15 protein-coding genes are annotated in these 26,399 nt (G+C 44.8%); 10 read left to right on the plus strand and 5 right to left on the minus strand.

The genetic code is table 11. The annotated features are described in order from the left end of the window. Positions 1–5: 5 nt before the first annotated feature. A complete protein-coding gene (locus L5M71_RS02010; RefSeq protein WP_263206176.1) occupies positions 6–3,422 on the minus strand; it encodes a chromosome segregation protein SMC in 3,417 nt (1,138 codons plus the stop codon). A 197-nt stretch (positions 3,423–3,619) separates the two neighbouring features. Between L5M71_RS02010 and cysZ the strand changes: the two genes are divergently transcribed. Then, positions 3,620–4,399 (plus strand): sulfate transporter CysZ, encoded by a 780-nt coding sequence (gene cysZ, locus L5M71_RS02015; protein ID WP_131523549.1) that lies wholly within the window; start codon positions 3,620–3,622, stop codon positions 4,397–4,399. 144 nt (positions 4,400–4,543) lie between these two features. Further along, positions 4,544–6,985 carry a DUF5916 domain-containing protein gene (locus L5M71_RS02020; RefSeq protein ID WP_411569129.1) on the plus strand — a complete coding sequence of 814 codons (2,442 nt, stop codon included), beginning with the start codon at positions 4,544–4,546 and terminating at the stop codon, positions 6,983–6,985. 100 nt (positions 6,986–7,085) lie between these two features. Here L5M71_RS02020 and L5M71_RS02025 read toward each other — a convergent pair whose 3' ends face one another. Continuing rightward, on the minus strand, positions 7,086–8,207 hold the full coding sequence (locus tag L5M71_RS02025; RefSeq protein WP_168824151.1) for a beta-ketoacyl-ACP synthase III: 1,122 nt from the start codon (positions 8,205–8,207) through the stop codon (positions 7,086–7,088). After that, positions 8,204–9,406 carry an RDD family protein gene (locus L5M71_RS02030; protein WP_263206180.1) on the minus strand — a complete coding sequence of 401 codons (1,203 nt, stop codon included), beginning with the start codon at positions 9,404–9,406 and terminating at the stop codon, positions 8,204–8,206. The genes L5M71_RS02025 and L5M71_RS02030 overlap by 4 nt, the downstream gene beginning before the upstream one ends. Before the next feature lie 250 nt (positions 9,407–9,656). Between L5M71_RS02030 and cysK the strand changes: the two genes are divergently transcribed. The 4 genes from cysK to L5M71_RS02050 all read left to right on the plus strand — a co-directional run bounded on the left by cysK (position 9,657) and on the right by L5M71_RS02050 (position 16,461). Then, positions 9,657–10,625: a cysteine synthase A gene (cysK, locus tag L5M71_RS02035; RefSeq protein WP_113940761.1), complete on the plus strand. Its 969-nt coding sequence runs from the start codon at positions 9,657–9,659 to the stop codon at positions 10,623–10,625. 202 nt (positions 10,626–10,827) lie between these two features. Next, positions 10,828–11,901, plus strand: coding sequence for a methyltransferase (locus L5M71_RS02040; RefSeq protein WP_263206182.1), 1,074 nt, complete (start codon positions 10,828–10,830; stop codon positions 11,899–11,901). 152 nt (positions 11,902–12,053) lie between these two features. Continuing rightward, positions 12,054–13,052 (plus strand): TDT family transporter, encoded by a 999-nt coding sequence (locus L5M71_RS02045; RefSeq protein WP_263206184.1) that lies wholly within the window; start codon positions 12,054–12,056, stop codon positions 13,050–13,052. Positions 13,053–13,746: 694 nt separating this feature from the next. Further along, positions 13,747–16,461 (plus strand): TonB-dependent receptor plug domain-containing protein, encoded by a 2,715-nt coding sequence (locus L5M71_RS02050; protein ID WP_263206186.1) that lies wholly within the window; start codon positions 13,747–13,749, stop codon positions 16,459–16,461. Positions 16,462–16,615: 154 nt separating this feature from the next. Here the strand turns inward: L5M71_RS02050 and focA are convergent, their stop codons facing one another. Further along, positions 16,616–17,611 carry a formate transporter FocA gene (focA, locus tag L5M71_RS02055; protein WP_263206189.1) on the minus strand — a complete coding sequence of 332 codons (996 nt, stop codon included), beginning with the start codon at positions 17,609–17,611 and terminating at the stop codon, positions 16,616–16,618. Positions 17,612–18,808: 1,197 nt separating this feature from the next. Between focA and pflB the strand changes: the two genes are divergently transcribed. Beyond that, positions 18,809–21,091, plus strand: a complete 2,283-nt coding sequence (pflB, locus tag L5M71_RS02060; RefSeq protein ID WP_263206191.1) for a formate C-acetyltransferase — start codon at positions 18,809–18,811, stop codon at positions 21,089–21,091. 63 nt (positions 21,092–21,154) lie between these two features. Next, the gene (pflA, locus tag L5M71_RS02065; protein ID WP_105252135.1) at positions 21,155–21,895 is read left to right on the plus strand and encodes a pyruvate formate lyase 1-activating protein; all 741 of its coding nucleotides are present in this window, start codon (positions 21,155–21,157) and stop codon (positions 21,893–21,895) included. 44 nt (positions 21,896–21,939) lie between these two features. On the opposite strand, the gene yfbV is transcribed toward pflA, so the two are convergent. Then, positions 21,940–22,383, minus strand: coding sequence for a terminus macrodomain insulation protein YfbV (gene yfbV / locus L5M71_RS02070; protein ID WP_081729091.1), 444 nt, complete (start codon positions 22,381–22,383; stop codon positions 21,940–21,942). Between the two features lie 141 nt (positions 22,384–22,524). Here yfbV and ackA point away from each other — a divergent pair, with 141 nt between their 5' ends. Further along, positions 22,525–23,724: an acetate kinase gene (gene ackA / locus L5M71_RS02075; protein ID WP_263206194.1), complete on the plus strand. Its 1,200-nt coding sequence runs from the start codon at positions 22,525–22,527 to the stop codon at positions 23,722–23,724. 111 nt (positions 23,725–23,835) lie between these two features. Continuing rightward, on the plus strand, positions 23,836–25,989 hold the full coding sequence (gene pta / locus L5M71_RS02080) for a phosphate acetyltransferase (RefSeq protein ID WP_028760976.1): 2,154 nt from the start codon (positions 23,836–23,838) through the stop codon (positions 25,987–25,989). Positions 25,990–26,399 lie beyond the last annotated feature (410 nt).

Here is a 26,399-nt window from a genome sequence, read left to right on the forward strand (position 1 = left end):
TCTAGTTATCCAGCGTCAGCCATCGCCACCGCTTGCTCTATGTCTACCGCAACTATACGAGACACACCGGGCTCGTGCATAGTCACGCCAATAAGTTGATCCGCCATTTCCATGGTTATTTTGTTATGGCTGATATAAATAAACTGTACGCTCTGTGACATTTCTTTTAGCAATCGACAGAAGCGTTCTACGTTGGCATCGTCTAATGGCGCATCCACTTCATCTAACATACAGAAGGGAGCAGGATTCAGCCTAAAAATGGCGAATACCAATGATAAAGCGGTTAATGCTTTTTCACCACCCGAAAGAAGATGGATTGTGCTGTTCTTCTTCCCCGGTGGTTGGGCCATGATAGTCACGCCCGTTTCTAACAAATCGTCGTCAGTTAACGCTAAATAAGCTCGGCCGCCACCAAACACTTTCGGAAATAAGCGTCCGAGATCTTCGTTGACTGAATCAAATGTCGTCTTAAAGCGGCTTCGGGTTTCCTTATCTATTTTACGGATCGCTTCCTCTAAGGTTGCAAGCCCTTTATTTAAATCGTCATCTTGATGATCAAGATAAGATTTTCGCTCACTTTGCTGTTCAAATTCTTCGATCGCCGCAAGGTTAATGGCACCTAAACGAACAATTTTCTGCCGTATTTGATCTAAATCACTCTGCCACTTGTCTGGCATCCCCTCTGCGGGCAAGTTTCCAAGGATTTCAGACAGAATGATTTGCTGTTCCTGTAAGGCTTCCAGCTGACTATTCGCTTGGCCTTTTATTCCTTCACGACGTAACTTTAACGTGCTCAGGCTTTGAGTCAAGTCCTCAAGCTTACCAAGCTCTTGTTTTTGCTTTATTCCTATACGGTTTAATGTGTCTGTGAGCACACTTTGCTGCTGACGAACCTCTTTTAAGCCCTGTTGTTGCTCATGTTGTTGCTTTAGTAACTGCGTTAACTGCTCAGTCAGCTGCACACTATTTTGCACCCCACTCAATTGGGCAACTTTGGCAAGTTCTGTTAACACAGACTCGCGGGAGTGGATGAGTTCATTGACACGCACTTGCTGTAATTCAATTTGCTCCGTGCTCACGGCCATGCGCATAGTCACGGCTTGCAAACCCGTCGCAGTGGCTGATAATTGACGTTCTACCTCAGTAATACGCCCTTTTAATGCTTGATGGCGCACACTATCGGCCTGTGTGTCTTGGATGAGTTGCCGCTGAATATCTTCACTAGCCTGCAGCGTCTCATCGAGCTCCATTTCTTGTTCTGCTAATAATTCGCATTGCTCGCTTAAGCGTTCAATATCAATCAAACTCGTACTTAAAGCCGCGTCGAGTTTACTTTGCTGTTCGACGCGCGCCTTCACTTGCTCGATTAAACCACTAAGCTGCATCGACTTAGTCGCTTTGTCTAACTGCAATTGATGTAATTTTTGCGCGCCATCGGTCAGTTGCAGTCTTTGTTGCTGCAAAATAGCCGCAAGATCTGTCATCTTGTCTTGCCGAATCTGCAGGGATTGTTGCAAATCGAGGATATTTTTCGCTAACTGAGCTTGCTCTTTACTGAGTTGCACCAGTGACTGGGCGCCCTCTGTTTTCGTGATTAAAAAACCTTGTCCCAGTAGATAACCGTCGGCAGTGACAATCCGTTGATCGGATGTTAGCTGTGGCAGCAGTTCTTTCGCTGCATGGATATCCTTTGCCCACTTCAGCCCCGCTAACCAAGGGGCGAGATTCACCTTAGCCTGTAAAAATTCACTTTGGCTTGATTGTGACGCTAACGCTTGAAACCCCATTTCAGTTTCAGTGACACCAACGGGCAAGGTCAACAAGCCATTTAGGGCGAGTTCGGCCGCTGTTTCCCAACCATTTTCAACGGTTAAACTCTGCCATAACTGCGGTTTATCACTCTGCTGTTCTTGCTTAGTCAACCACTGTTCAACCAGCTCATGGCGCGCTTTAGTCGCGGTTAATTGCTGCTGAATGTGCTCAGCGCTATGGCGGGCTTCATCTAAGGCTTGCGTACTAGCACTTACACTTTGTTCTTGCTGATAATTAATTTCATTTTGCAGTTTAAGCGCATCATCCAAAGACTCAATATCTTGCTGCAATGGTGTAATACTCGATGCGAGATCACCATCCATTAACGCCACAAGTTGTGCCTGCTGCTCACGACTTTGCTGCTGTTTGTGTTGCAGTAATTGCTGCTGATGCGCTAACTGGCTGCGACGTAGTTCAAGCTGCAACTTATGCTGAGAAACATCCGCTGCCTGTTGGCGCGCCACTTCGGCCTGCTGCTGACTGCGTTCTATGCTCATTTCCCATTGGGATTGCAGCTCATCCATGATCTCTTGTTGCTCATCATGCTGTGGCCCAAGTTTGGCAAGCTCAAGCTCCAATGCGCTAAGACTCGCTTTATAGCCGTTAAGCTTGTCGGTATTTTGTTGGATCTGCTCTTTGACTTGCGCCAACTGTGTTTCGAGCTGGGCGTCGCGCTGCTTTTGATTCTGTAACTGTTGCTCTAACTTAGCGATTTCAGTACCAGTCAGATAATAGGCCTCAACCGCTCGCTGCTCTTGCTCCGCCAATTGCGCGAGTTGCACTTGCAATTCAGTGGTTTGTAATTCATCGGTTTGCGCGAGTGACTGCGCCGCCGCTTGCTGCACTTCAATAGCACTTATCTGCTCAGATAGGCTCGCCATCTGAGCTTGCAACTCTTGATAGCGCATCACAAGGAGTTCAGCATGGGTCTTACGCTCGGCCTGTTTAAGCTCACGATATTGTTTAGCGGCTTTAGCCTGCTGCGCGAGTTTATCTAACTGCTTACCGAGTTCACTGCGAATATCGCCCAAACGCTCGAGGTTTTCGCGGGTATGGCGAATACGGTTTTCAGTTTCGCGCCGACGCTCTTTATATCGGGAAATCCCAGCGGCTTCCTCAATAAAGGTGCGCAAGTCTTGGGGTTTAGATTCAATCAGGCGGGAAATAGTGCCTTGCTCGATAATGGCATAACTTCGCGGGCCAAGACCGGTGCCCATAAACAAGTCGGTAATGTCTTTACGACGACACTTTTGACCATTGAGAAAATACCAAGACTCACCGTCGCGGCTCACCTGACGCTTAACGGCGATTTCTTCATAACTGGCATACTGACCAGCGAGGCGACCCTCTTTGTTTTCAAAAATAAGTTCCACACCCGCTACAGACACAGGTTTTCGCGCGCTTGAACCGTTAAATATCACATCGGCCATAGAATCACCGCGTAGGTGCTTCGCCGAGCTTTCACCGAGCACCCAACGCACGGCATCGATCACGTTCGATTTGCCGCAGCCATTTGGGCCAATAATGGCGGTTAATGCCTGTAAAAAAGGAATTTTCGTGGGATCGACAAACGACTTAAAGCCGGCAAGTTTTATCTGTTTTAATCTCATGGTGCCAGTTAGCGCGTCTCTGAAGTCTGGCCCGAAAATGAGCCAAGCGGTGCAAATGCATTTATCGGCCAACTTTAACAAAGCAGGCAGCATTTTGTAACGCTTTTTATTGAATTCATGCGGCTTTTAGCTTGTCATCTGTCCATGAGTTGATCACAATCGCATATAGCTGTCGCTTAACTTTTTGGAAAAACGATATGACACAGAAAAAAACCTTGCCCTTCCCAGCCAAAAGTGGCGTTAATTATTTTCTCGATGGCTTTGGTTTAATCACACGTAAAGGCCTGCGCACTTTCGTATTTATTCCGTTAATGATTAACCTTCTGCTGTTTGCTGGCGTCATTTATGTAGCCATAGGCCAGTTAGATACGCTATTCACTTGGATGAATGCCCAGCTCCCGGAGTACTTAAGCTGGTTAAACTTTTTACTTTGGCCACTCGCCGTCACCACTATGCTGGTGATGCTTGCTTTTGTATTTAGCTCCGTCATGAACTGGCTCGCCGCCCCCTTTAATGGTCTGTTGGCTGAAAAAGTCGAACAGTTGTTAACTGGTAAGCAGCTGAATACCGGTTCTGGTATTGATTTAATCAAAGACTTACCGCGTATCCTTGGGCGTGAGTGGATCAAACTCAAATACTATCTGCCCCGCGCACTGGTATTTTTGTTATTGTTTTTAGTGCCTATGGTAGGCCAGACGCTGGCACCGATTTTATGGTTTCTGTTCAGCGCTTGGATGATGGCGATTCAGTACTGCGATTATCCCTTCGATAACCACAAGGTCAGTTTTAAAGATATGCGCTTTGCCTTGAATCAAACCCGTGGCACCAGTTTTAGCTTTGGCGCCACTGTGACGCTATTTTCGATGATCCCCATAGTCAACTTTATCGTCATGCCAGTGGCGATTTGTGGCGCGACGGCCATGTGGGTCGATAAGTATCGTGAAGCGTATCGCAACCATGCAATCGCACCCGAGTAGTAACACCAGCAGTGCTGAGTCATGGCTCAGCACTGCTCCCCAATTTTTTTAGACCCAATAATCCAATCATGTTTCGCCTCGTTAAAATCAACGCAAACCTTGTAACAATTACTCACCATTGTTAACTTCACGTTTTCTGGCAAAATGCGCGCCACGAATGTGTTATTTGAGTCTTTTGTGTTGAAATCAATCTTAGCCATCATCTTATCTAGTCTTACTTTTCTACCTGTAACTTGTCTTGCTGGCTATGCCAGCCAATTTCAGTTAGCCATTCCAACACTTAACAGTGCTGCCAATATCGACGGTGAGTTGGACGATGCCATTTGGCAACAAGCCGCAGTCACAGAGCTCAAATATGAAACCCAACCAGGGGAAAACATTGCCGCATTAGTGAAAACCGAGGCGCGAGTCTATGCGACTAAAACCAGTCTTTTTGTGGCATTTACTGCCAAAGACATTAATCCCAAACTCATTCTGGCCACACTCAAGGACAGAGACAAGCTGTGGAGTGATGATTTAGTCGGAATTAAACTCGATACTTTTAATAATGCCCGTTTAGCGTACCAATTTTTTATTAATCCCCTTGGCGTGCAATTAGACTCAATTGAAAACGAACTAACGGGTGAAGAAAGCGAAGCATGGGATGGTATTTGGAAATCCGCAGGCAAGATCACCGCCGATGGCTATCAGGTCGAAGTCGAGTTACCACTGAGACTGTTTAACTTTGACGACAAGAAAAGTCTGCAAGAATGGGACTTTGAGTTAATTCGTTATTATCCACGCAATGAAAAACATCGCCTATCGACCCATAAGATTGACCGTAATACGAGTTGTCAACTTTGTCAGTTAGGTGTGGCTTCTGGCTTGGCGGGGGCAGAACAAGGACAGGATGTACAAATCACCCCGACTTTTATCGCCAACCGTAACGAACATAAACAGGCGGATGGCTGGGAAGCTGATAACAATCTCGAGCCAGGTGTAGACTTGCGCTGGGGCATTAATTCCAGCACCTTACTCAATGCCACCATTAATCCCGATTTTTCCCAAGTGGAATCCGATGCTGGCCAGCTCGATGTGAACAGCACTTTCTCCTTGTTCTATGATGAGAAACGGCCGTTTTTTTTGGATAATAAAGACTATTTCGACACACAGGTAAATCTGCTGCACACCCGCAATATTGTTGCACCTGACTATGGTATCAAACTGACAAGTAAGAGCGATGATCACACCTTAGCTCTGCTAGCGAGTAACGATAGCCAAACCACGTTTTTGGTACCGGGAAATTTAAGCTCAGAGGTTGCCTCGCTTGATCAAGAAAGTTTGAACCTTGCGGGACGTTATCGTTTCGACATGAGCAAAACCTTCTCCATCGGCGGATTACTTACCGCAAAAACGAGCAGTGACAACACTCACAATGGTACAGTAAATAACCCACACGATGGGATTAACAGCCAACCCGATTACCACAACTATGTCATTAGTCTGGATGCGAAATATCAACCAACACCACAGGACAGTTTCACTGCACAAGTGGCCCAATCGGATACTCAATACCCCACGGGAGTCTATCGTCAATTTTGTACTGATACTGAAAATGACCCTAGTAATGGTTTGCCCTGTGGCCAATCTCAGCTTGATTGCGAACTCGGTCACTGCCAACTCAACGAACAAGTATTACGTAGCCAATCTGATAGCCGCTTTGGCGGCAATTTATATCAGTTAACCTTTAAACACGAAGAGCGAAATTGGTTTGCATACAGTGAATACAACGCAGTTGATCCCGATTTTCGTGCCGATTTAGGCTTTGTCGAAAAAATCGATTACCGCACCTTTGAGGCTGGTGCGGGTTTGATTTGGTATCCTACGGGCACCTTTAACAAGGTGGAATTAGCTGGAGATTGGGATATCACTCATAACCAAGCAGGCGAACGACTTGAAGAAGAGTATGAAGCCTACATCGAAATCCTCGGCGCATTACAAAGCGAAATCACCTTTGGTGTAGAAACCCGTGAACGTGTGGGCCCTCGCCGCAATGCTTCACTGCTCACTATCGCCGGAAATAGTCAACTATATGATGAAACCCAAGTGTGGTTTTATGGCGCAGTAACCCCGTTATCGCCCCTGAGTATGGAGCTTGAAATGTACTACGGCGATGAAATTGATTTTATCAATGATAGGCTGGGCACTAAAACGCAAATGAACCCGAGTATCAATTGGAAAATTGCTAATGGACTTTCTATCGATATCTCCCATGTTTATCAGCAAATGGATGTGGAACAAGATGCGCTTTTTACCGCTAATCTGAGCGATGTACGCCTCAACTGGCAATTCAGTCTACACAGTTTTATTCGCCTTTCTAGCATTTACACCCGGATAAATCGCAATGTGGCGCAGTATTTATATTCGGCGCCGCAGAGTGAGGAAGCGCATTTAGGCAATGAGGTCCTCTACGGTTATAAACTCAATCCGCAGAGTGTGTTCTACCTCGGATACTCTGATAGTTTACAGGCTAATGATGAGTTAAGCCGCCTGACGCGGGACGAGAAAACCTACTTTATGAAGTTAAGTTACGCATGGCTGCTATAAACAATCATTACATTAAACAGAAAGCAACTTAGGCAAACAACTGACATAAAAAAGCCCACATCGAGGAAGATGTGGGCTTTTGATTATGACGGTTAGAATCTTAGACCTTCTGCAGAATTACACTGCCAATAGAATATCCTGCGCCAAACGAACTCAATAAACCTAAATCGCCAGCCTTAAAGTCACCGGAAAACTTGTGAAATGCAATAACAGAACCCGCGGAAGCCGTATTGGCGTATTCATCTAGTACCACGGGCGCTTGTTCCGCTGACACATCATCCCCAAGCAACTTTCTCACCACGAACTGATTCATGTTGATGTTCGCTTGATGCAACCACAAACGTTTGAAGGACTGTGGCGTTAACGCTTGTTCGGCCAGATGTTCATCCAAATGTTGATAAATCATCGGCAACAGCTCTTTAAATACCTTGCGCCCTTGTTGGTGGAATAGCTTATCGGCTTGATGGGCCGCACTCGGATCGCAGCGGTTCAAGAAACCGAAATTACTGCGAATATTGTTCGAGTAATCGGTAAAACAGCGGCTTGAGATGATCTTAAACACATGGTCAGACTGGGCTAAGCTTTGTTCTTCCAGTACCAGAGCCGTCGCCACATCACCGAAGATAAAATGGCTGTCACGGTCGCGATAATTCACCTGTGCCGAGCAAATCTCAGGGTTGATCACTAACACTCTTGAGGCAGAACCCGTAGCAATGGCATTAGCCGCGGCGACAATTGCAAACGTCGCCGATGAACACGCTACCTGCATGTCGTAACCATAACCCCGCGTACCTAGTGCACGTTGAATTTCAATCGCCATAGCAGGATACGCACGCTGAGTATAAGCGCAGGCAACAATCACTAAGTCAATTTGCTCAGCCTTGAGATTGGCATTCTTTAGTGCCATCAAGGCAGCTTCAAGGCCAATCTCAGCCTGCATAGATAATTCGTCACTGCTGCGCTCAGGAATCAACGGCATCATGACTTCGGGATCCAGAATGCCCTCTTTCACCATCACATATCTGTGCTTGATGCCGGAGGCTTTTTCAATAAACTCGCTCGATGAATAGGACAAAGCCGCAACATGGCCTTGCTCAATTAAGCCTGCATTTTCAAGATTGAAAATATCCACATAAGCATTGAAGCTCTCAACTAAGGCTTCATTGGAAATACTGTGGGGCGGCGTAAATAGGCCACTCCCCGAAATGACGACCTGTTTCATAAATGCTCCAAACGGGTACTGGTTGTAAGGTGAGCAGAGGATGCATCATCACTCGTAAGCACAGGTGCTAACTCATTTTGCCCCTGCGCTTGTTGCTCTAATCGTTGCTTTTTATGCATTTGCACTAAGTCTATCACGACTGTTGAAGATATTTTATCTTGGATCCCCTGCCGATTGGCATCCCAAAATATTTGCATAAAACCAAGTAAGCCTGTGGTAAAGCCTGCGGCATAGCCACCATAACGGCCAAACGCGGCCCATAAACTGATGTTGGCACCATCGAGCTGGATCACCCGAATGCCCAACATCTTCTTACCTAAGGTTTGACCATCAAATCGTGCAGTAAAGACGGTAAAGTAAAACGCTGCCCAACCAAAACCCAGCCCCATATCACTCAGAAAGCCTTTCACCCAAGCGACAACACTATGGCTTGTAGCTTCATCAACGGTTCTGAGGGGAGAATATTGCGAAGAGCTCACATTCACTGCATCAGCCACCGTGCTTTGCGGCTGTACATCCGGCGAAATAGCTTGAATAGGCTGAAGTGGCTCAGGCGGAGAATCTGTTGTCGCCAACTCAACAGGAAGCGTAATAACAGGCCATAGGCTGCCATTAAGCACTTCCGCCTGTAACTTTTCACTATCTATGGCAGGCAAACTACTGTTGGCTATGGTTGCTAGCACTATTTCACGTTGATCATTTTCTGTCATGCCCTTTGATCCTGAAGCATTTTTTATCGCTTCATGTAGGGACTGAACTTGAGTTTTACCACAAGCATAATTATTACACTGGCTCAACGACATCAATGCTGGTAGTGACGTAATGATTTGTTCACCTAATGCAAATTGTTGCTCTACTCCCTCACTGCTTTTAACGTCTGTTCCATTAAAATCAAACAGATTATTGGCGGTTGTCAGCAACATAAAAACCAACATCAAGGCATAAAGTCCCCACTTGAGTAAACGACCAAACTTACGACTGCGCTTTTCAATCCAGATAATACTGACCACCAGCAAGACAAACATCCAATCCATCTGCTCAGCTAACACAGTGATCAGCAAACCATCAATCAGTATGGCTAACATCCGCTTCAACGGTGTCGCCAATGGGGTATATAACACGGCTGCTGCAATGGTAAATGCCTTTGGTGTTACCATCGTTTTTGGATCTTTACCCAGATCCATTTGTTGCTGCTTCATCTTTGCGCTTGTCCGATACGAGTGATAGGCTAGTTTTACGATTGAGACATCAAGAAGTTATCCCTGTTAATGCCACAATCTTTTTTATGTTAGCAAGAGGTTAACACAGTTAAACTGGCTGCCAATCAGGGTTTGCGAATAACAGCACACCCTTTAATAACCAAATCGAATAAAGAAGAACAAACAATCACTTCTAAAAGCGCCACAGCAGATTATGATTCAGTAGTGCCAACATAGGAGCAAGCAATCCATGAGCAAAATTTTCGAAGATAATTCATATACTATTGGTAATACACCGCTAGTACGTTTAAACCGTGTTAGCCAAGGTAAAGTGCTGGCCAAAGTCGAAGCCCGTAACCCAAGTTTCAGTGTTAAATGCCGTATCGGTGCCAATATGATTTGGGATGCCGAGAAGAAAGGTCTATTAACAAAAAATCACGAGCTGATTGAGCCGACATCAGGCAACACAGGTATTGCATTAGCGTATGTTGCCGCGGCCCGTGGCTATAAACTGACCCTGACCATGCCAAATACCATGAGTTTAGAGCGTCGTAAGCTACTCAAAGCCCTAGGCGCAACTCTCGTGCTGACTGAAGGCGCGAAAGGCATGAAAGGTGCGATTGATAAAGCGGAAGAAATTCGCCAATCGGCTCCTGAAAAATACATTTTATTGCAGCAGTTTAATAACCCTGCTAACCCAGAAATCCATGAAAAAACCACAGGTCCAGAAATCTGGAATGATACCGACGGTGAAGTGGATGTGTTTGTTGCCGGTGTAGGTACTGGCGGTACAATTACTGGTGTAAGCCGTTACTTGAAAAAAGTGGCCGGTAAAACCATCACCTCAGTGGCGGTTGAGCCAGCAGATTCTCCTGTTATAGCTCAAACCTTAGCGGGTTTACCTGTGCAACCAGGGCCGCATAAAATCCAAGGTATTGGTGCAGGCTTTATCCCAGGTAACTTAGATTTAGAATTGATTGACCGTGTTGAGGCTGTAACTAACGATGAAGCCATCGACATGGCCCGCCGCTTAATGCAAGAAGAAGGCATTTTAGTGGGTATTTCATCGGGTGCCGCCGTTGTCGCCGCCAACCGCATCGCTGAGTTGCCAGAGTTTGCAGGCAAAACCATTGTGGTGATTTTGCCATCGGCTGCCGAGCGTTACCTATCTTCAGTCTTGTTCCAAGGCCAATTCGGCGACGAAGAAAACGTTCAATAAACGACGTTTTATCGTCCTTAAAATACCCAGCTTTGGCTGGGTATTTTTATTTATGGCATTCCATTATTTAGATCTCGATTACAGAGCATAAACAAGTTACTGCTCAAGTTTGGATACAGCTCATAGTTCTTTGTATCTCAACTGGCTTTCACGGCTAACTTGGTTATAAAGAACGGACCAGCTCGCCAATTCATTCCTTTTTATGTCTTTTTACCGAACACCAAGTAACATCAGCGCCTTCAATGCAAAGTTTGAAGCTCAAAAAATTGCCTTTGGCCCCATCAGCTTTCAAGTCGCCCACTGCCTACTCAAATTCGATGTGCTAGCCCAAATAGATAACGCGGCCGAGCATGGGATCACTGCAGCCGAGTTAAGGCAATCCACCCCACTGAGTGAATATGCCTTGGGGGTATTGTTGGATATGGGACTCAGTATGGGTTTAGTTTGGCAAAATGAAAATGGCTATGTGCTCGATAAAACGGGGCACTTTTTACTCCATGACGACATGGCAGCCATCAATCTTAACTTTGTGCAGGATGTTTGCTATCAAGGCCTTTTTAACCTTGATACCGCGCTACTCGAAGGCAAGGCCGCAGGACTTAAGGTGTTCGGTGACTGGAATACCATCTACCCTGCCTTAAAAGATCTACCACCCAAAGCGAAACAGAGCTGGTTTGCCTTCGATCATTACTATTCGGATCATGCCTTTCCACACCTTCTGCCATTAGTGTTTGCCCATAAGCCAATCCATTTAGTGGATATAGGCGGCAATACGGGAAAATGGGCACTGAGCTGCTGTGATTATGACGCAAACGTTGAAGTCACGATTATGGATTTTCCGGGGCAACTAGAGGTAGCCACACAAAATGCACTCGCACGAGGTTTTGCAGCACGCGTGCATACCTTTGCCACCGATCTGCTGGACGACTCCCAACCCTTTGTCGAAGGTGCCGATACTTACTGGATGAGTCAATTTCTGGATTGCTTTTCAAAAAGCCAAATCCTGAGCATTTTACAACGCACGGCAAAGGCAATGACATCAAGCAGCCAACTCTTTATCGTCGAAACCTTTTGGGATAGACAGCCATCGGCCGCCTCCGCCTATTGCGTAAATGCCACTAGCCTCTATTTCAGCGCCATGGCCAATGGCAATAGCCGCATGTATCACTCTAAGGATTTATTGGCCCTGCTTCACCAAGCGGGACTGTATGTAGATGAAGATACAGACAATCTTGGCCTAGGGCACACGCTACTACGTTGTAAACTCAAACCTTAAGTTTAATAGCAACATCAAAGTAAATAAAAATTATGCAATGAATAAAATTAATCAAATTTATTTATCATTGATACCCGCAGTACACTAAATACATCAAAACAGCGCCCCAAAAAAGCGATGTTAAGCATTGTCAGTATTGAGAGGTATTCAAAATGACTTCAAAACGCAAACGCTGGACATCCCACGCAGCTAAACTTCCCAGCCCTATGGCTGGGTTGGCATTGGCAATTGCCAGCTTAGGTTGGACATGGGAGAACATGACACCTTCACTTAATGGCGCAGGACAACTCACAGGCGCCATCATCGCCTCTGTGTTGCTGTTATTGCTCATGGGTAAATTCATGCTTCATCCTAATATTTTAAAGGACGAGCTAAGTCACCCTGTGATTGGTAGTGTAATCCCCACCTTCGCCATGGGCTTGATGGTGGTGTCTAAATCACTCGGCGATTATTTCCCCCATGCAGGCTTAACTCTGTGGCTAGTAGCCATTGGTATCCATGTGATCTTCCTAAGCGCGTTTATCTACTATCGCGCCATTGATTTTAAACTCGAGCACATGGTGCCAAGCTGGTTCGTACCACCCATTGGTATTATCGTCGCGGCGGTGTCTTTCCCTGTATCTGATTACCAATGGTTAGCAAACGCCATTTTGGTTTTTGGAATGTTAGCCTACTTAATCATGCTGCCTTTGATGCTCTATCGCCTCATCTTCTGTCAGGCGATACCTGATGCAGCTAAACCAACCATTGCCATTCTCGCAGCGCCCGCCAGTTTATCACTTGCAGGTTATCTGACCGTTTGCGAGCAGGCGTCGATCCCCTTAGTCGCCTTACTACTGAGCATCGCCATTCTGATGACCAGCATCATCTACTTGGCCTTCTTTCATCTGCTAAAACTGCCCTTTAGCCCAGGCTACGCAGCCTTTACCTTCCCTATGGTGATCGGTGCAACCGCCCTCTTTAAAACCGCTGCTTGGTTAACGCAGTTCAATAACATGGGTGAGTTAGCGATATGGATGAAACACTTAGCAGAATTCGAATTGGTAATCGCCACCTTAGTGGTTGCCTATGTCGCCCTACGTTATTTAGGACACTACTTTCCACTGCAATTTAACGTGGTAGAGCAAAAATCAGTTCTAAATAGCAAATAAACAGAACAGCTTTTTGTAAAAAAAATTAACCATACAAATGAATTGTTCACTCAAAAAACTAAACAATAAACCGAAAGCGAAGTGAATAGATATTCACTTCGCTTTTATATTTAAACAGTTAAAATTAAATAATCAGAAATAGTATTTGATTAGTTTTTATTCTTTACAACATTTCATTCCATAATTTTACTTCTAGTTTCCTGACGCGGTGTAAAAATATCACCATACAAAATTAAACCGCATGAAAACCCTTATTGATAACACTCCTCAATCATCCAATCTAAAATATATGGAATGACAAACCATATCGTTATTAATTTTTACTTTTTCACATAAAATAGTTTCAAACTATTATTGAAAACAACAAAATTAAAACACAATAAAACAAAATTTTAGCAACAATAAAAAAACACAAAGGACCCACAATAAAAACAAAAAGCCAAATAAAAAACAAAACCCTCAGATTAAAACCTTATCTGCCACCGATCACACACACACCCTACTTATATTTGCATTTTAAAAAAGAGAGTAAATAACAAATTTTAAACAAAACTCCAGCATGGCCAATGTTGCACTTGTTATTTTCTTGTGGTTATATCCTGAACTCAATTAAATGAGAGCTTAATTCTTTACATAAGTAACCATTTAAGAAAAATAAAAAATAAACATACAACATGTGTTAAGGGAGAATAAAATGCGTGCAAATTCTACATTAGCCAAAGCCGTTCGCTTTGCATTAATAAGCGGAGCAGCGACTGCCGCGTTAACCACTTCGATAGTATATGCAGCTGAAGATGGTGCCAAAGTTGAACGTATTGAAGTAACAGGTTCACGTATTAAGCGTACCGATATGGAAACCGCAACCCCAGTTACAGTACTAAGTGCTGATGATATGGCAAAACAAGGTTTTACTAACGTACAAGATGCATTGCAGAGCCTGACTTCAACAACAGGAGCAATGACAACTCAATCAGTACATGGTTTTACACCAGCTGCGTCATCAATCAGTTTACGTAATGCGGGTGCAAGCAGAACGCTAACATTGATTAACGGTAAACGTCTCAACCAATATCCTAAACCAGCAGGTGGTACAGACAACTTTGTTGATACCGCAAACTTACCAATGGAAGCTGTTGCTCGTATTGAGATATTACAATCTGGTGGTTCAGCAATTTATGGTGCAGATGCTGTTGGTGGCGTAGTAAACATTATTTTAAAAAGAGATTTTGATGGCGTCGCATTAAAATATCGACATGGTGATACTACTGAAGGCGGTGGTGGAAGCGATCGAATTGCGCTATCTCTGGGTTCATCTTCCGAACGTGGTAACGTCTCAACTTTCATCGAATTTACTGATACTGAGCGTTTGAATGCAACTGATAGAGCTGTTTTTGGATTAGATACAGACAAAGTACCTTATAGTAAATATTCACAATACAGCTCATATGGGGCTGGCATTACAGGTAAAAAACCTGCTGGTGGAGCGACACCAAAAGGCCAACGTGTCCTCACTGCGAGTGAATGCGAAGCGGGCGGTTTTCTTTGGACTGGTAGCGCATGTGGCTTTGATCGCTCAAAGTGGCGCGATCTATCACCAGAAAGCACCCGTTTTATCAGTTCAACGAACTTTAACTATGAACTTGCAGATAATTTGAACTTTGTAGGACGTCTTGATTTTGCAGAAGCAAAATCAACAACACGTATCGAACCTATGGGTATCGATAACTACAAAGTCAATGTTGCAGGAGACAAAGTAACTTTAGGCGTTGATTTAGATGATTCACTGACAAAGACATTCGACAAGAATACAGGTCTTGGTGGAGATTTTAAAAATGCCGAAAATGGTGACTACAACTATATTCGTCGTTTGCACGAATTCGGCAACCGCGCAGGAGAAACAAGTACCCGTAACTATTTCTTCACCGCGGGCTTGGAAGGCGTGATCGCTGATGATTATAGTTGGGATACATCCGTAAATTACGGCCGTACTAATGTGGATGTATTCAATAGTGGCTTTGCGACTGTGGGTGGATTATTTAATTATCTAGCTCAAGGTACTGACGGTAAATCACTGCTTGCGCCTATCAGCACAAATGATGTCAGCGGTATAGCGTACACTCCGTTTGAAAAAGCTCAATCAACTCAAAAAAATATTCAGGCAAATATCACAGGTCCAGCATTTGAACTGCCAGCAGGTTCAGCAGACTTTGCTTTTGGGGCGGAATATACCACTCAAGACTACTCATCAGAATCTGACTCAGAATCTGTTAAAGGCAATATTCTAAGCCGTGGTGGTTCATCAGGTGCTGGTGAGCGTTCATACTGGGCAACCTATATGGAATTAAAGCTTCCAGTTCTTGAGGACTTAACACTTGATGCGGCCTTACGTTATGACCGATATGATGATTTCGGTGGAAATTTGTCACCTCAATTAACCGTAGAGTATCGCCCACTTGATGAATTATTAGTTCGTGGCTCTATCAGTAAAGTGTTCCGCGCACCAGATATGCATCGCGTATATGGAGATGCAACTAAAGCATATAGCAATATCATTGATTTTAAACAGTGCCAAGCTCTAGGTGGAACTCCATCTCAGAAAAATCCAGATCCAACACTGAACAAAATCTGTAATGAACTCAATATTGATATCACTACTGGTGCTAACAAAGATCTTAGCGCTGAAACAGGCTATACAGCCAACATAGGTGCTGTATATGGTGGCGATAGCTTAAATGCTTCACTCGATATTTGGGAGTGGAAACTGGATGACATGGTAAGTGACATCTCTGCAAGCAAAGCTGCTCGTGAATATGAAACTTATGCAAACATGATCACCCGTGACGCATTAGGTACTATTACTCACATTAATACCGTCGCACAAAACCTTGCTTATCAGAAAGTTCGTGGTATTGACTTAACCACTGGTTACGGATGGGATGTCGCTGACTTTGGTGAGTTAAAACTAAACTTTAATGGTACTTATATTCTTCTTTCTGAAGGACAAACAGATCCTACAGCTGCAATTGATGATGACATCGATGATGGTGGTTTACCGCAATATAAAGCCAATATCATTTTAGGTTGGTATATAAACGATTTTGAAACAACTTTAGGCGCTTACCACACAGCAAGAATGCATGGTGTTGGATATAAATCGTTTAAAAAAGCTGCATTAGATAAAGGTTTGGCATTCGATGAAAGTGCAAACGAAATTGCATCACAAACGAAGTGGAACTTAACATCGGCTTATAACATCACAGACGCAATTAAAGTGACTGGCGGTGTAATGAACTTATTTAATGCTGGACCAAACTTTGATCCAACAGATACAGCCTGGCCACACTATAACCGCTCATCATATGATGCGCGTGGTCGTGAATGGTTTATCGAAGGCGAAGTTAAATTCTAATCTCGCATTTATTAGTTCGAACCTAATCAAAAAACGGCATCTTCGGATGCCGTTTTTATTTACTTCATTATTTACACATCATAGTAAACCGACATAAAAAAATGCCCAACTACTTGCTGGGCACTTTCCCTTCAGACTGATAATTAAAGACGTTTTAAGAATGTTTAGTCAGCTTAATCTCACTCTGATGCTGAGGTTTTTCAGTATGTGAATGTGGTGCAGAAAAATGTTCATGATGAGCTTTGTGTGATTCAGCCAAGGTTACTTTACCCTGCTCTATCCACCAATAACCTAAACCAACAATCACACCGCCACCGACAATATTGCCTAAGGTTACAGGTATTAAATTATTGAATATAAAGTTTGCCACGGTTAAATCGGCAAATTGTGCTTGAGTAACCCCTAAAGACACGAAGAACTCTGGGCTGGCGATAGATTGGATCATCATGCCCATAGGCACCATAAATAAGTTAGCGATACTGTGTTCAAAGCCACTACTAACGAACATAGCCACAGGTAAAATTAACAGTAACGATTTCGTCAGCACATCACGGCTGGCAAAGGTCATCCACACACCTAAACACACCAACATGTTACATAAAATGCCTAAACTAAAAGCTTGGACCCAAGTGTGGTGAAGTTTGTGCTGCGCCACTTTAAGGGCATTTAATCCCCAATTACCACCATCGAGCTCATACATACCTGCGGCAGTGATCAAGCAAACCATCAACATAGCGCCGACAAAATTGCCGGCATACACGCGGCACCAACATTTGAGTAATTCAGCGCCAGTGACCTGTTTTTGTGCCCAGGCGACGGTACTGAGCACAGAACTGGTGAACAGTTCTCCACCGCAAACAACCACTAAGATTAAACCTAAACTAAAGGCTATTCCGCCAACGAAACGAACTAAACCCCAAGACGCATCGCCTGCGCCAGTGGTTACTGTTAAATAAAAAACAAAGGCTAAAGCGATAAATGCGCCAGCAAACACGGCTAAGCCAAAGGACTGCCAAGGTGCTTTAACCACTTTGCTTGTCCCGTAAATTTCAGCCTGATTGTAACAACTAAAATGAGCTGAAACCTGTGGCGCTTCATGTGCGCTGTTTGTCACAGTTGGAACTGATGACGATGGATTTGGGCTTTTCATTGCATAACTCCAACTTCAGATAAACAAACTTGAACGCGTAGCATAGGTATCTCCAGCAGCGCCATTGCGCAGATAACACGAATCAAAACCGAGATAATGATTTGCTTAAATGATGATTCACTAAAGTCTCGCTTTGTATCATACAACGCGCTTATGCTGTGAAGCAGATATTGCTAAAGCGTGATGCTATTCACACCCAAAATGTGAAAACTTTGAAGCCAAAAACACAAAAGGTTAATTGGTCTTACCATGGTGACACAATTTTCATCGCGAGAATGTGGCTTAATTAAGATGGTATACGATGCAAATCCTGCACGTTTCCATCTCATATTTAGTGAACTAACGCTTAAATTAATGCCCTATAGATTCAAGTTAACCTCAGCAATGACACATTAAATGACCAAGAGCTTGACGCGTGTATCTCAGTATTCATTAAATTGAACCGATACTTTAGCATTTACAGTTTAGTCCAACAGCAAGTAACAAGTTGCCTGCATCATAACAAACTACTGTATTTAGCCACTCTTTAACCCTTCCTGAATGATTTAAGCATTGCATGCTTTATTTGATGGCGTTATGACATGCCGTCTCCTAAATCGACACTAAGTTAGCAAATAAAAATAAATTAATACAAATAGCTAGCATCAAACTTATTTTTAATATCATAACCACTGTGACAGCTCCCATTATCGAGCCGTGACTCCCACCAATCAAAATCAGCCTATACGAGGATAGATTTATCCTTGCTAAAGGTGGACAGTAAATGGGAACAATATAGGCAGGCTGATTTAAGAGATAATGGGGTTCAGATGTCACACCAACTTAAAAAGCGTGCCGTATTCCCTATTGTGGTAAAAAAATGCTACCTAGCTAGCAAATTTGGGATTAACAGAGCATAAACCAAGCCGTTTAAGATGCGATAGCGACAGACCTATGTTAATATACTTATGGACAATTGGTCTTACCAATTATAAAGATTTATCAGTAGCCGATAATCAAAGTAAGCGAATATTTGTCATCTTATCGGATATCAATAGACAGACTTTTGGAGTGACGAGCGCTTCAAAATCCAGTTCCCATCATAGGGCGTCATCATGAAGGGAGCTTTATTTCAGGAATTAGCTATTGGCTTATACTCAGCATTGCTTAACGCTGATCGCCAATAACCTTTTATCTCAACCAGAAGGTATTAGTACGATGACCGACAAAACTGAACTGTTTGCCAACGCATGGGAAGGCTTTACTCCTGGCGATTGGAAATCTGAAGTCAATGTACGTGACTTTATCCAACAAAACTACGCGCCTTTTGAAGGCGACGAGTCCTTCCTCGCCGGTGCCACCGAAGCGACCACAAAATTGTGGGATAAAGTCATGGAAGGCATCAAACAGGAAAACCGTACCCACGCGCCTGTTGATTTCGACACTAAGATGGTTTCAACCATCACTTCCCACGACGCTGGCTATATCAACAAAGAATTAGAAACTATCGTTGGCTTACAAACAGACGCGCCGCTAAAACGCGCTATGTTGCCTAACGGTGGTATTCGTATGGTGGAAAGCTCATGCGCCGCCTACGATCGTGTACTGGATGAAGATGTTAAATACGTTTATTCAGAACTGCGTAAAACCCATAACCAAGGTGTGTTCGATGTTTACACCCCCGAAATTATGGCCTGTCGTAAATCAGGTATTTTAACGGGCTTACCCGATGCTTATGGCCGTGGCCGTATCATTGGTGACTATCGCCGTGTGGCACTTTACGGTATCGATTACCTGATGAAAGATAAGTTTGCCCAATTTAGCTCACTGCAAGCGCAGTTCGAAGCGGGTGAAGAGTTATCTAACGTTATCCAATTACGTGAAGAAATTGCCGAGCAACACCGTGCATTAGGCCAAATGAAGAAAATGGCTGCCAAGTATGGCTTCGATATTTCTCGTCCAGCGACCAATGCACAAGAAGCGATCCAATGGACTTACTTCGGCTATTTAGCTGCAGTGAAGAGCCAAAACGGCGCTGCCATGTCATTAGGTCGTACCTCTTCATTCCTCGACATCTATATTGAACGTGATCTAAAAAATGGCACCTTAACTGAGCAACAAGCTCAGGAAATGGTTGACCATTTTGTGATGAAATTGCGTATGGTGCGTTTCCTACGTACCCCTGAATACGACGAATTGTTCTCAGGCGACCCAATTTGGGCGACGGAGTCAATCGGCGGTATGGGCTTAGATGGCCGTACGTTAGTGACGAAATCAAGCTTCCGTTTCTTGAACACCCTTTACACTATGGGTCCAAGTCCAGAGCCAAACATCACAGTATTATGGTCAGATAAACTGCCAATCGGTTTCAAGAAATATTGCGCCAAAGTGTCTATCGACACTAGCTCAATCCAATACGAAAACGATGACTTAATGCGTCCTGATTTCCAATCAGACGACTATGCAATCGCCTGTTGCGTGAGCCCTATGGTTGTGGGTAAACACATGCAGTTCTTCGGTGCTCGCGCTAACTTAGCGAAAACCATGCTGTATGCGATTAACGGCGGCGTAGACGAAAAACTGAAAATCCAAATTGCTCCTAAAGCTGACATGATCACAGACGAAGTGCTCCACTTTGATGATGTGATGAATCGCTTAGACGGTTTAATGGATTGGTTAGCGACTCAATATGTCACTGCACTGAACTCAATCCACTACATGCACGATAAGTACTCTTACGAAGCCGCGCTTATGGCGCTGCACGACAGAGACGTACGTCGCACTATGGCTTGTGGTATTGCGGGTTTATCTATCGCAGCCGACTCACTGTCTGCCATCAAATACGCCACCGTAAAACCGGTTCGTGATGAAAACGGCATAGCAGTTGATTTCGATATCAGCGGTGATTATCCAAAATTTGGTAACAACGACCCACGTGTAGATGATATCGCCTGTGACTTAGTTGAACGTTTTATGGCGAAAATTCGCGACCGTAAAATGTATCGCAATGCGATCCCAACGCAGTCAATTCTGACCATCACCTCAAACGTGGTTTATGGTAAGAAAACCGGTAACACACCCGATGGTCGTCGTTCAGGTGCGCCATTTGCACCGGGTGCAAACCCTATGCATGGCCGTGATGAAAAAGGCGCAATCGCTTCTTTAACCTCAGTGGCAAAACTCCCATTTGCCCACGCTCAAGATGGTATCTCTTATACCTTCTCAATCGTGCCAAATGCGCTGGGTAAAGATGATGATGCTCGCCGTACCAACTTAGCAGCATTGATGGATGGATACTTCGACCACAATGACAAAAAAGAAGGTGGCCAACACTTGAACGTGAACGTGATGAACCGCGAGATGCTCGAAGATGCCGTTAAGCATCCAGACAAGTATCCACAGCTGACCATCCGTGTTTCTGGCTATGCAGTGCGCTTCAATTCACTGACGCCAGAGCAGCAACAAGATGTGATCACGCGTACATTCACAAAAGGTCTGTAAGCTAAATTAGTCAAGGCTGTAGTACACTGTGCTACAGCCTCACTTATTTTAACAGGAGTCACAATGGCAGTTATCGGTCGGATCCACTCGGTGGAATCCTTTGGCACAGTAGATGGTCCCGGCATACGGTTTATCACCTTTATGCAGGGCTGTTTAATGCGCTGCCAATATTGCCACAACCGTGACACTTGGGATCTTGATGGTGGAAAAGAAGTTCTGGTCGATGAGTTAATGAGTCAAATCATCAGCTATCGGCCTTTTCTCGATGCCAGCAATGGTGGTGTTACGGCCAGTGGTGGTGAAGCCATTTTACAGGCCGAATTTGTCGCCGAATTATTCACGGCTTGTCAGCAAGAAGGTATTCATACCTGTTTAGATACCAATGGTTTTGTACGTAAGTACACGCCAGTGATTGATGAGTTGCTCGACCACACTGACTTGGTCCTGCTCGACATCAAGCACATGGACGATGAAAAACATATTGAGTTAACTAAAGTCAGCAACCATAGAACATTACAGTTTGCGCAGTATTTGGCAGAGCGTAATCAAGCGACGTGGATACGTTATGTAGTAGTGGGCGGATTTACCGACGATGAAGCATCGGCATTACAACTGGCCGAGTTTATCAAGCCCATGAAAAACATTGAAAAGGTAGAGTTACTACCCTATCACGAATTAGGTAAACATAAGTGGGAAGCCATGGGCGAAAGCTATCAACTCGATGGAATATCCCCCCCGAGTCGAGAAACCATGGAAAAGATCAAAGCGGTATTTGTCCAGCAAGGGATTAACGCGATTTATTAATCCACAGTAACAAAAGAGCCAAAAGGGATAACCGCGGCAACGGCCTAAAGTTCTTCCCAATAACTGGCATCTAGACGCTCAAAGGCTATTTTTAAAATCAGTGCCATATCGAGGTAACAGGCCTTAGCGCCTAACGTGTGGCAATTGATACCCATGGATGACAACTTCGCACTCAACTGGTTAATCCAGTCGAACAGCGTTAACGGTAATGGATGGCGAGCTCGCCAGCCTAACCACAGCAGCCCCTGTAACGGTAAGCTGATGAAAAATAAACCGAGCGTGACAGCTTGGGGCAGAAATGCCCAACCGTGAATATACAGCTGGCTCATACTCACAAAAATCGCCAGCACTGGCATCACCAGTATGGCGAGCTGAGTTGCTCGGACGACCCGATACTCAGGAAAATAAAAACCCAGTTGTCTAACCATAGGCCAAGTCTTCATATACTGATGACCATCACCTAAGGTTTTGAGGATCTTAATGCTCAATCTTAGACACCAACTACAATGGAATACTGCTCTTACCATAGCACAATCTGGCGAATCGCCCCAAGACTGATATGGTAAAAACACCGCAGTTCCTCATTATTTTGAATCGTTATATTAAACACAATGGCAAAGGGTTTACACATGTCAAATAAACTGGTTTTAGTTCTCAATTGCGGTAGCTCTTCTCTCAAATTTGCCGTCATTGACGCGCAAACAGGTGACGACCAAATTTCTGGCTTAGCCGAATGTTTTGGTTTAGAAGACTCTCGCATTAAATGGAAAATCAACGGCGAAAAACATGAAGCAGCCTTAGGTGCATTTACGGCTCACCGTGAAGCAGTTGAATACATTGTTAATAAAATTCTTGCGGAACAACCTGAATTAGCAGCAAAAATTCAAGCCGTTGGCCATCGTATCGTTCACGGTGGTGAGAAATTCACTCGCTCAGTGATCATCGATGAGAGCGTGATCAAAGGCATCGAAGACTGTGCTTCATTAGCCCCACTGCACAATCCTGCTCACCTTATCGGCATCCGCGCGGCAATGGCCTCTTTCCCTAAATTGCCACAGGTTGCTGTATTTGATACCGCTTTCCACCAAAGCATGCCAGACAGAGCTTATGTCTACGCCCTGCCTTACAAGTTATACCGTGAACACGGTATCCGTCGTTATGGCATGCATGGCACGAGTCATTTATTCGTTAGCCGTGAAGCGGCCAAAATGCTCAACAAGCCAATTGAAGAAACGAATGTAATCTGTGCTCACTTAGGCAACGGCGCGTCAGTCACCGCCATCAAAGGCGGCAAAAGTGTCGACACTTCTATGGGGTTAACCCCATTAGAAGGTTTGGTCATGGGCACTCGTTGTGGCGATATTGACCCTTCAATCATCTACCACTTAGTTCATCAACTGGGTTACACCTTAGAAGAAGTGAATAACCTGATGAACAAGCAAAGTGGTCTGCTGGGTATTTCCGAGCTGACCAACGATTGCCGTGGCATCGAAGAAGGTTACGCCGAGGGCCATAAAGGCGCGACCTTAGCCTTAGAAATCTTCTGCTACCGCTTAGCCAAGTACATCGCCTCTTACAGTGTGCCACTGGGCCGTTTAGATGCAGTCGTCTTCACCGGCGGTATTGGTGAAAACTCAGATTTAATCCGTGAAAAAGTGCTCAACATGCTGGAGATCTTCAATTTCCATGTCGATAGTGAGCGCAACAAAGCGGCGCGTTTCGGTAAGAAAGGTATCATCACCCAAGATAAAGGCACGATTGCCATGGTGATCCCAACGAACGAAGAATGGGTTATCGCCGAAGATTCCATTAAACTTATCAACAAATAAAAAGACCTAAGCCGTTTGCTCACCCAAACGGCTTTATACCTTACGTAGCCGTACTCACAAGCAAATTTGCAGAAACTATTCTGCCAAAAACCATCGAAACTAGAGGTTTTTATGTCTCGTAATATTATGTTAATCCCCATAGGTACCGGAGTCGGCCTGACCTCCTTAAGCCTTGGGATGGTGCGCGCACTGGAGCGCCACGGGGTTAAGGTTCAGTTCTTTAAGCCTATTTCTCAGCTTCGTCCAAACGATAATGGCCCAGAACGCTCGACCACTATTCTGAGCAAATCGCCAACAGTCAATCCCTTAGAGCCCTTCGACATGGCCCATGCCGAAGCCTTAATTCGCGCCGACCAAATCGACGTCTTAATGGAGCAAATCATTGCCCGTGCGGCCGATTGCGCTAGCAACACAGAGACCTTAATTGTCGAAGGTCTAGTACCAACGCGTAATCATCCCTTCGCCGATGATGTGAACTATGCCATCGCTAAAGCTATGGATGCCGACGTGATTTTTATTGCCACACCAGGCAGTGATACGGCCACAGGGCTAATGAATCGCCTCGAAATCGCCTATAACTCTTGGGGCGGGAAAAAGAATAAACGCTTAATTGGCGCTGTGATTAACAAGATTGGAGCACCCGTGGACGACGAAGGTCGCGCGCGCCCTGATCTATCTGAAGTCTTTGATCACCAAGGTGTTCAACGCTCAGATGCAGCCAGCATGTTCCAACTGCCGGGTAAGAGCCCACTGCGTATTTTAGGCAGCGTGCCCTACAATCTTGATCTTGTCGCTCCTCGTGCGTCGGATTTAGCGAAACATTTAAGTGCACGCATTCTGAATGCTGGTGAAATGCATACCCGCCGCCTGCGTAAAGTAACGTTTTGTGCCCGCAGTATTCCGAATATGGTCACTCATATTAAGACTGACTCCTTGCTTGTAACCTCAGGCGACCGCTCAGATGTGATCGTATCAGCCTGTCTTGCGGCCATGAACGGCGTGAAAATTGGTGCCCTGTTGTTGACCGGTAGCTATGAGCCGGAGCCAGAAATTCTTAAGCTGTGTGAGCAGGCCTTTGAAACCGGTTTACCTGTGTTCTTGATCGACAGTAACACTTGGCAAACCTCGCTCAACATTCAACGTTTCGACCATGAAGTACCCGTTGATGACGCCGTCCGTATCGATCTGGTGCAGGATTATGTGGCCAGCCACATCGACCAAACGTGGATTGAAAGTGTCACTAAAAACTCACCCCGTGAGCATCGCCTGTCGCCACCGGCTTTCCGTTACAAACTCACGGAACTGGCGCGCGCCGCCCACAAGACTGTGGTGCTGCCTGAAGGTGATGAGCCGCGTACCATTAAAGCGGCGGCCATTTGTGCAGAACGCGGTATTGCTCGCTGTGTACTTTTAGGTAAAAAAGATGAAATCCTGCGTATCGCCGCACAGCAAGATGTGGTGCTTGGCGAAGGCGTGATCATTATCGATCCAGAAGAAGTGCGCGATCGTTACGTAGAACCTATGTTGGAACTGCGTCGCAGCAAAGGCTTAACTGAAGTCGTTGCCCGTGAACAGTTAGAAGACAACATGGTGCTCGGCACTATGATGCTGGCGCAAAACGAAGTCGACGGTATCGTTTCTGGTGCGGTTAACACCACAGCCAATACCATTCGCCCACCACTGCAATTGATCAAAACGGCACCAGGCTCAAGCTTAGTTTCATCAATCTTCTTTATGCTGATGCCAGATCAAGTGCTTGTTTACGGTGACTGTGCGATTAACCCAGATCCCAATGCTGAGCAGTTAGCTGATATCGCCATCCAATCGGCAGAATCAGCAAAAGCCTTCGGTATCGAGCCAAGAGTGGCAATGATCAGCTACTCAACTGGCAACTCAGGTACAGGTTCAGATGTGGATAAAGTGCGTGAAGCAACCCGTATTGCCAAAGAAAAACGCCCAGATCTGATTATTGATGGTCCATTGCAATACGATGCGGCAGTCATGCCAAACGTTGCCCGCTCTAAGGCACCTAATAGCCCTGTCGCTGGTCAAGCTACCGTTTTCGTGTTCCCAGACCTTAATACAGGCAACACGACTTACAAGGCCGTACAGCGAAGCGCCGATCTGATCAGTATCGGTCCTATGCTGCAAGGTATGCGCAAACCTGTGAACGACTTGTCTCGCGGTGCGTTAGTCGATGACATCGTCTACACTATCGCCCTAACGGCAATTCAAGCCGCACAGAACGACGCAGCTAAAGGCTAACAGCATTAAATCTGCATAGCGTTACGTACAAAAAAGCACTGGTTATTACCGGTGCTTTTTTATGCTTAAATTTAGCGTAAACCATACCGTTGATCGCAAGAATCGCTTAATGGATAAGTCGAAATTACAAAAGATGAAGAAAAAACGAGAAATATCGAATTATGCAGTGTGAATAAGCTCGGCAAATTGCGAAAAATATCCACAAGTAGAAGTGGAACATAATGGAAAGCAGAAAAGCGTCATTTTTTAACCAGCAAATAAAGCAAGACAATATCAGTGACTTACAAAGTATCACTGAAGTCTTCAACATAGTTTTCCACAGTTTCTGTGGATAACCTTTTTATATGACTCCTAACTATATGCCACACACATGAGGTTTGAGTCAATGCTTTTCACAATAGACAGCGAAT

The sequence above is a fragment of the Shewanella sp. SW1 genome (assembly GCF_025653545.1).
Lineage (GTDB): Bacteria > Pseudomonadota > Gammaproteobacteria > Enterobacterales > Shewanellaceae > Shewanella > Shewanella oncorhynchi.

Coding starts and splice junctions, on each gene's coding strand:
- pta (WP_028760976.1), top strand. CDS start 23,836: ATGTCTCGTAATATTATGTTAATCCCCATAGGTACCGGAGTCGGCCTG.
- L5M71_RS02045 (WP_263206184.1), top strand. CDS start 12,054: ATGACTTCAAAACGCAAACGCTGGACATCCCACGCAGCTAAACTTCCC.
- pflA (WP_105252135.1), top strand. CDS start 21,155: ATGGCAGTTATCGGTCGGATCCACTCGGTGGAATCCTTTGGCACAGTA.
- L5M71_RS02010 (WP_263206176.1), bottom strand. CDS start 3,422: ATGAGATTAAAACAGATAAAACTTGCCGGCTTTAAGTCGTTTGTCGAT.
- cysZ (WP_131523549.1), top strand. CDS start 3,620: ATGACACAGAAAAAAACCTTGCCCTTCCCAGCCAAAAGTGGCGTTAAT.
- cysK (WP_113940761.1), top strand. CDS start 9,657: ATGAGCAAAATTTTCGAAGATAATTCATATACTATTGGTAATACACCG.
- focA (WP_263206189.1), bottom strand. CDS start 17,611: ATGAAAAGCCCAAATCCATCGTCATCAGTTCCAACTGTGACAAACAGC.
- L5M71_RS02030 (WP_263206180.1), bottom strand. CDS start 9,406: ATGAAGCAGCAACAAATGGATCTGGGTAAAGATCCAAAAACGATGGTA.
- L5M71_RS02025 (WP_168824151.1), bottom strand. CDS start 8,207: ATGAAACAGGTCGTCATTTCGGGGAGTGGCCTATTTACGCCGCCCCAC.
- L5M71_RS02040 (WP_263206182.1), top strand. CDS start 10,828: ATGTCTTTTTACCGAACACCAAGTAACATCAGCGCCTTCAATGCAAAG.
- pflB (WP_263206191.1), top strand. CDS start 18,809: ATGACCGACAAAACTGAACTGTTTGCCAACGCATGGGAAGGCTTTACT.
- L5M71_RS02050 (WP_263206186.1), top strand. CDS start 13,747: ATGCGTGCAAATTCTACATTAGCCAAAGCCGTTCGCTTTGCATTAATA.
- ackA (WP_263206194.1), top strand. CDS start 22,525: ATGTCAAATAAACTGGTTTTAGTTCTCAATTGCGGTAGCTCTTCTCTC.
- L5M71_RS02020 (WP_411569129.1), top strand. CDS start 4,544: ATGCGCGCCACGAATGTGTTATTTGAGTCTTTTGTGTTGAAATCAATC.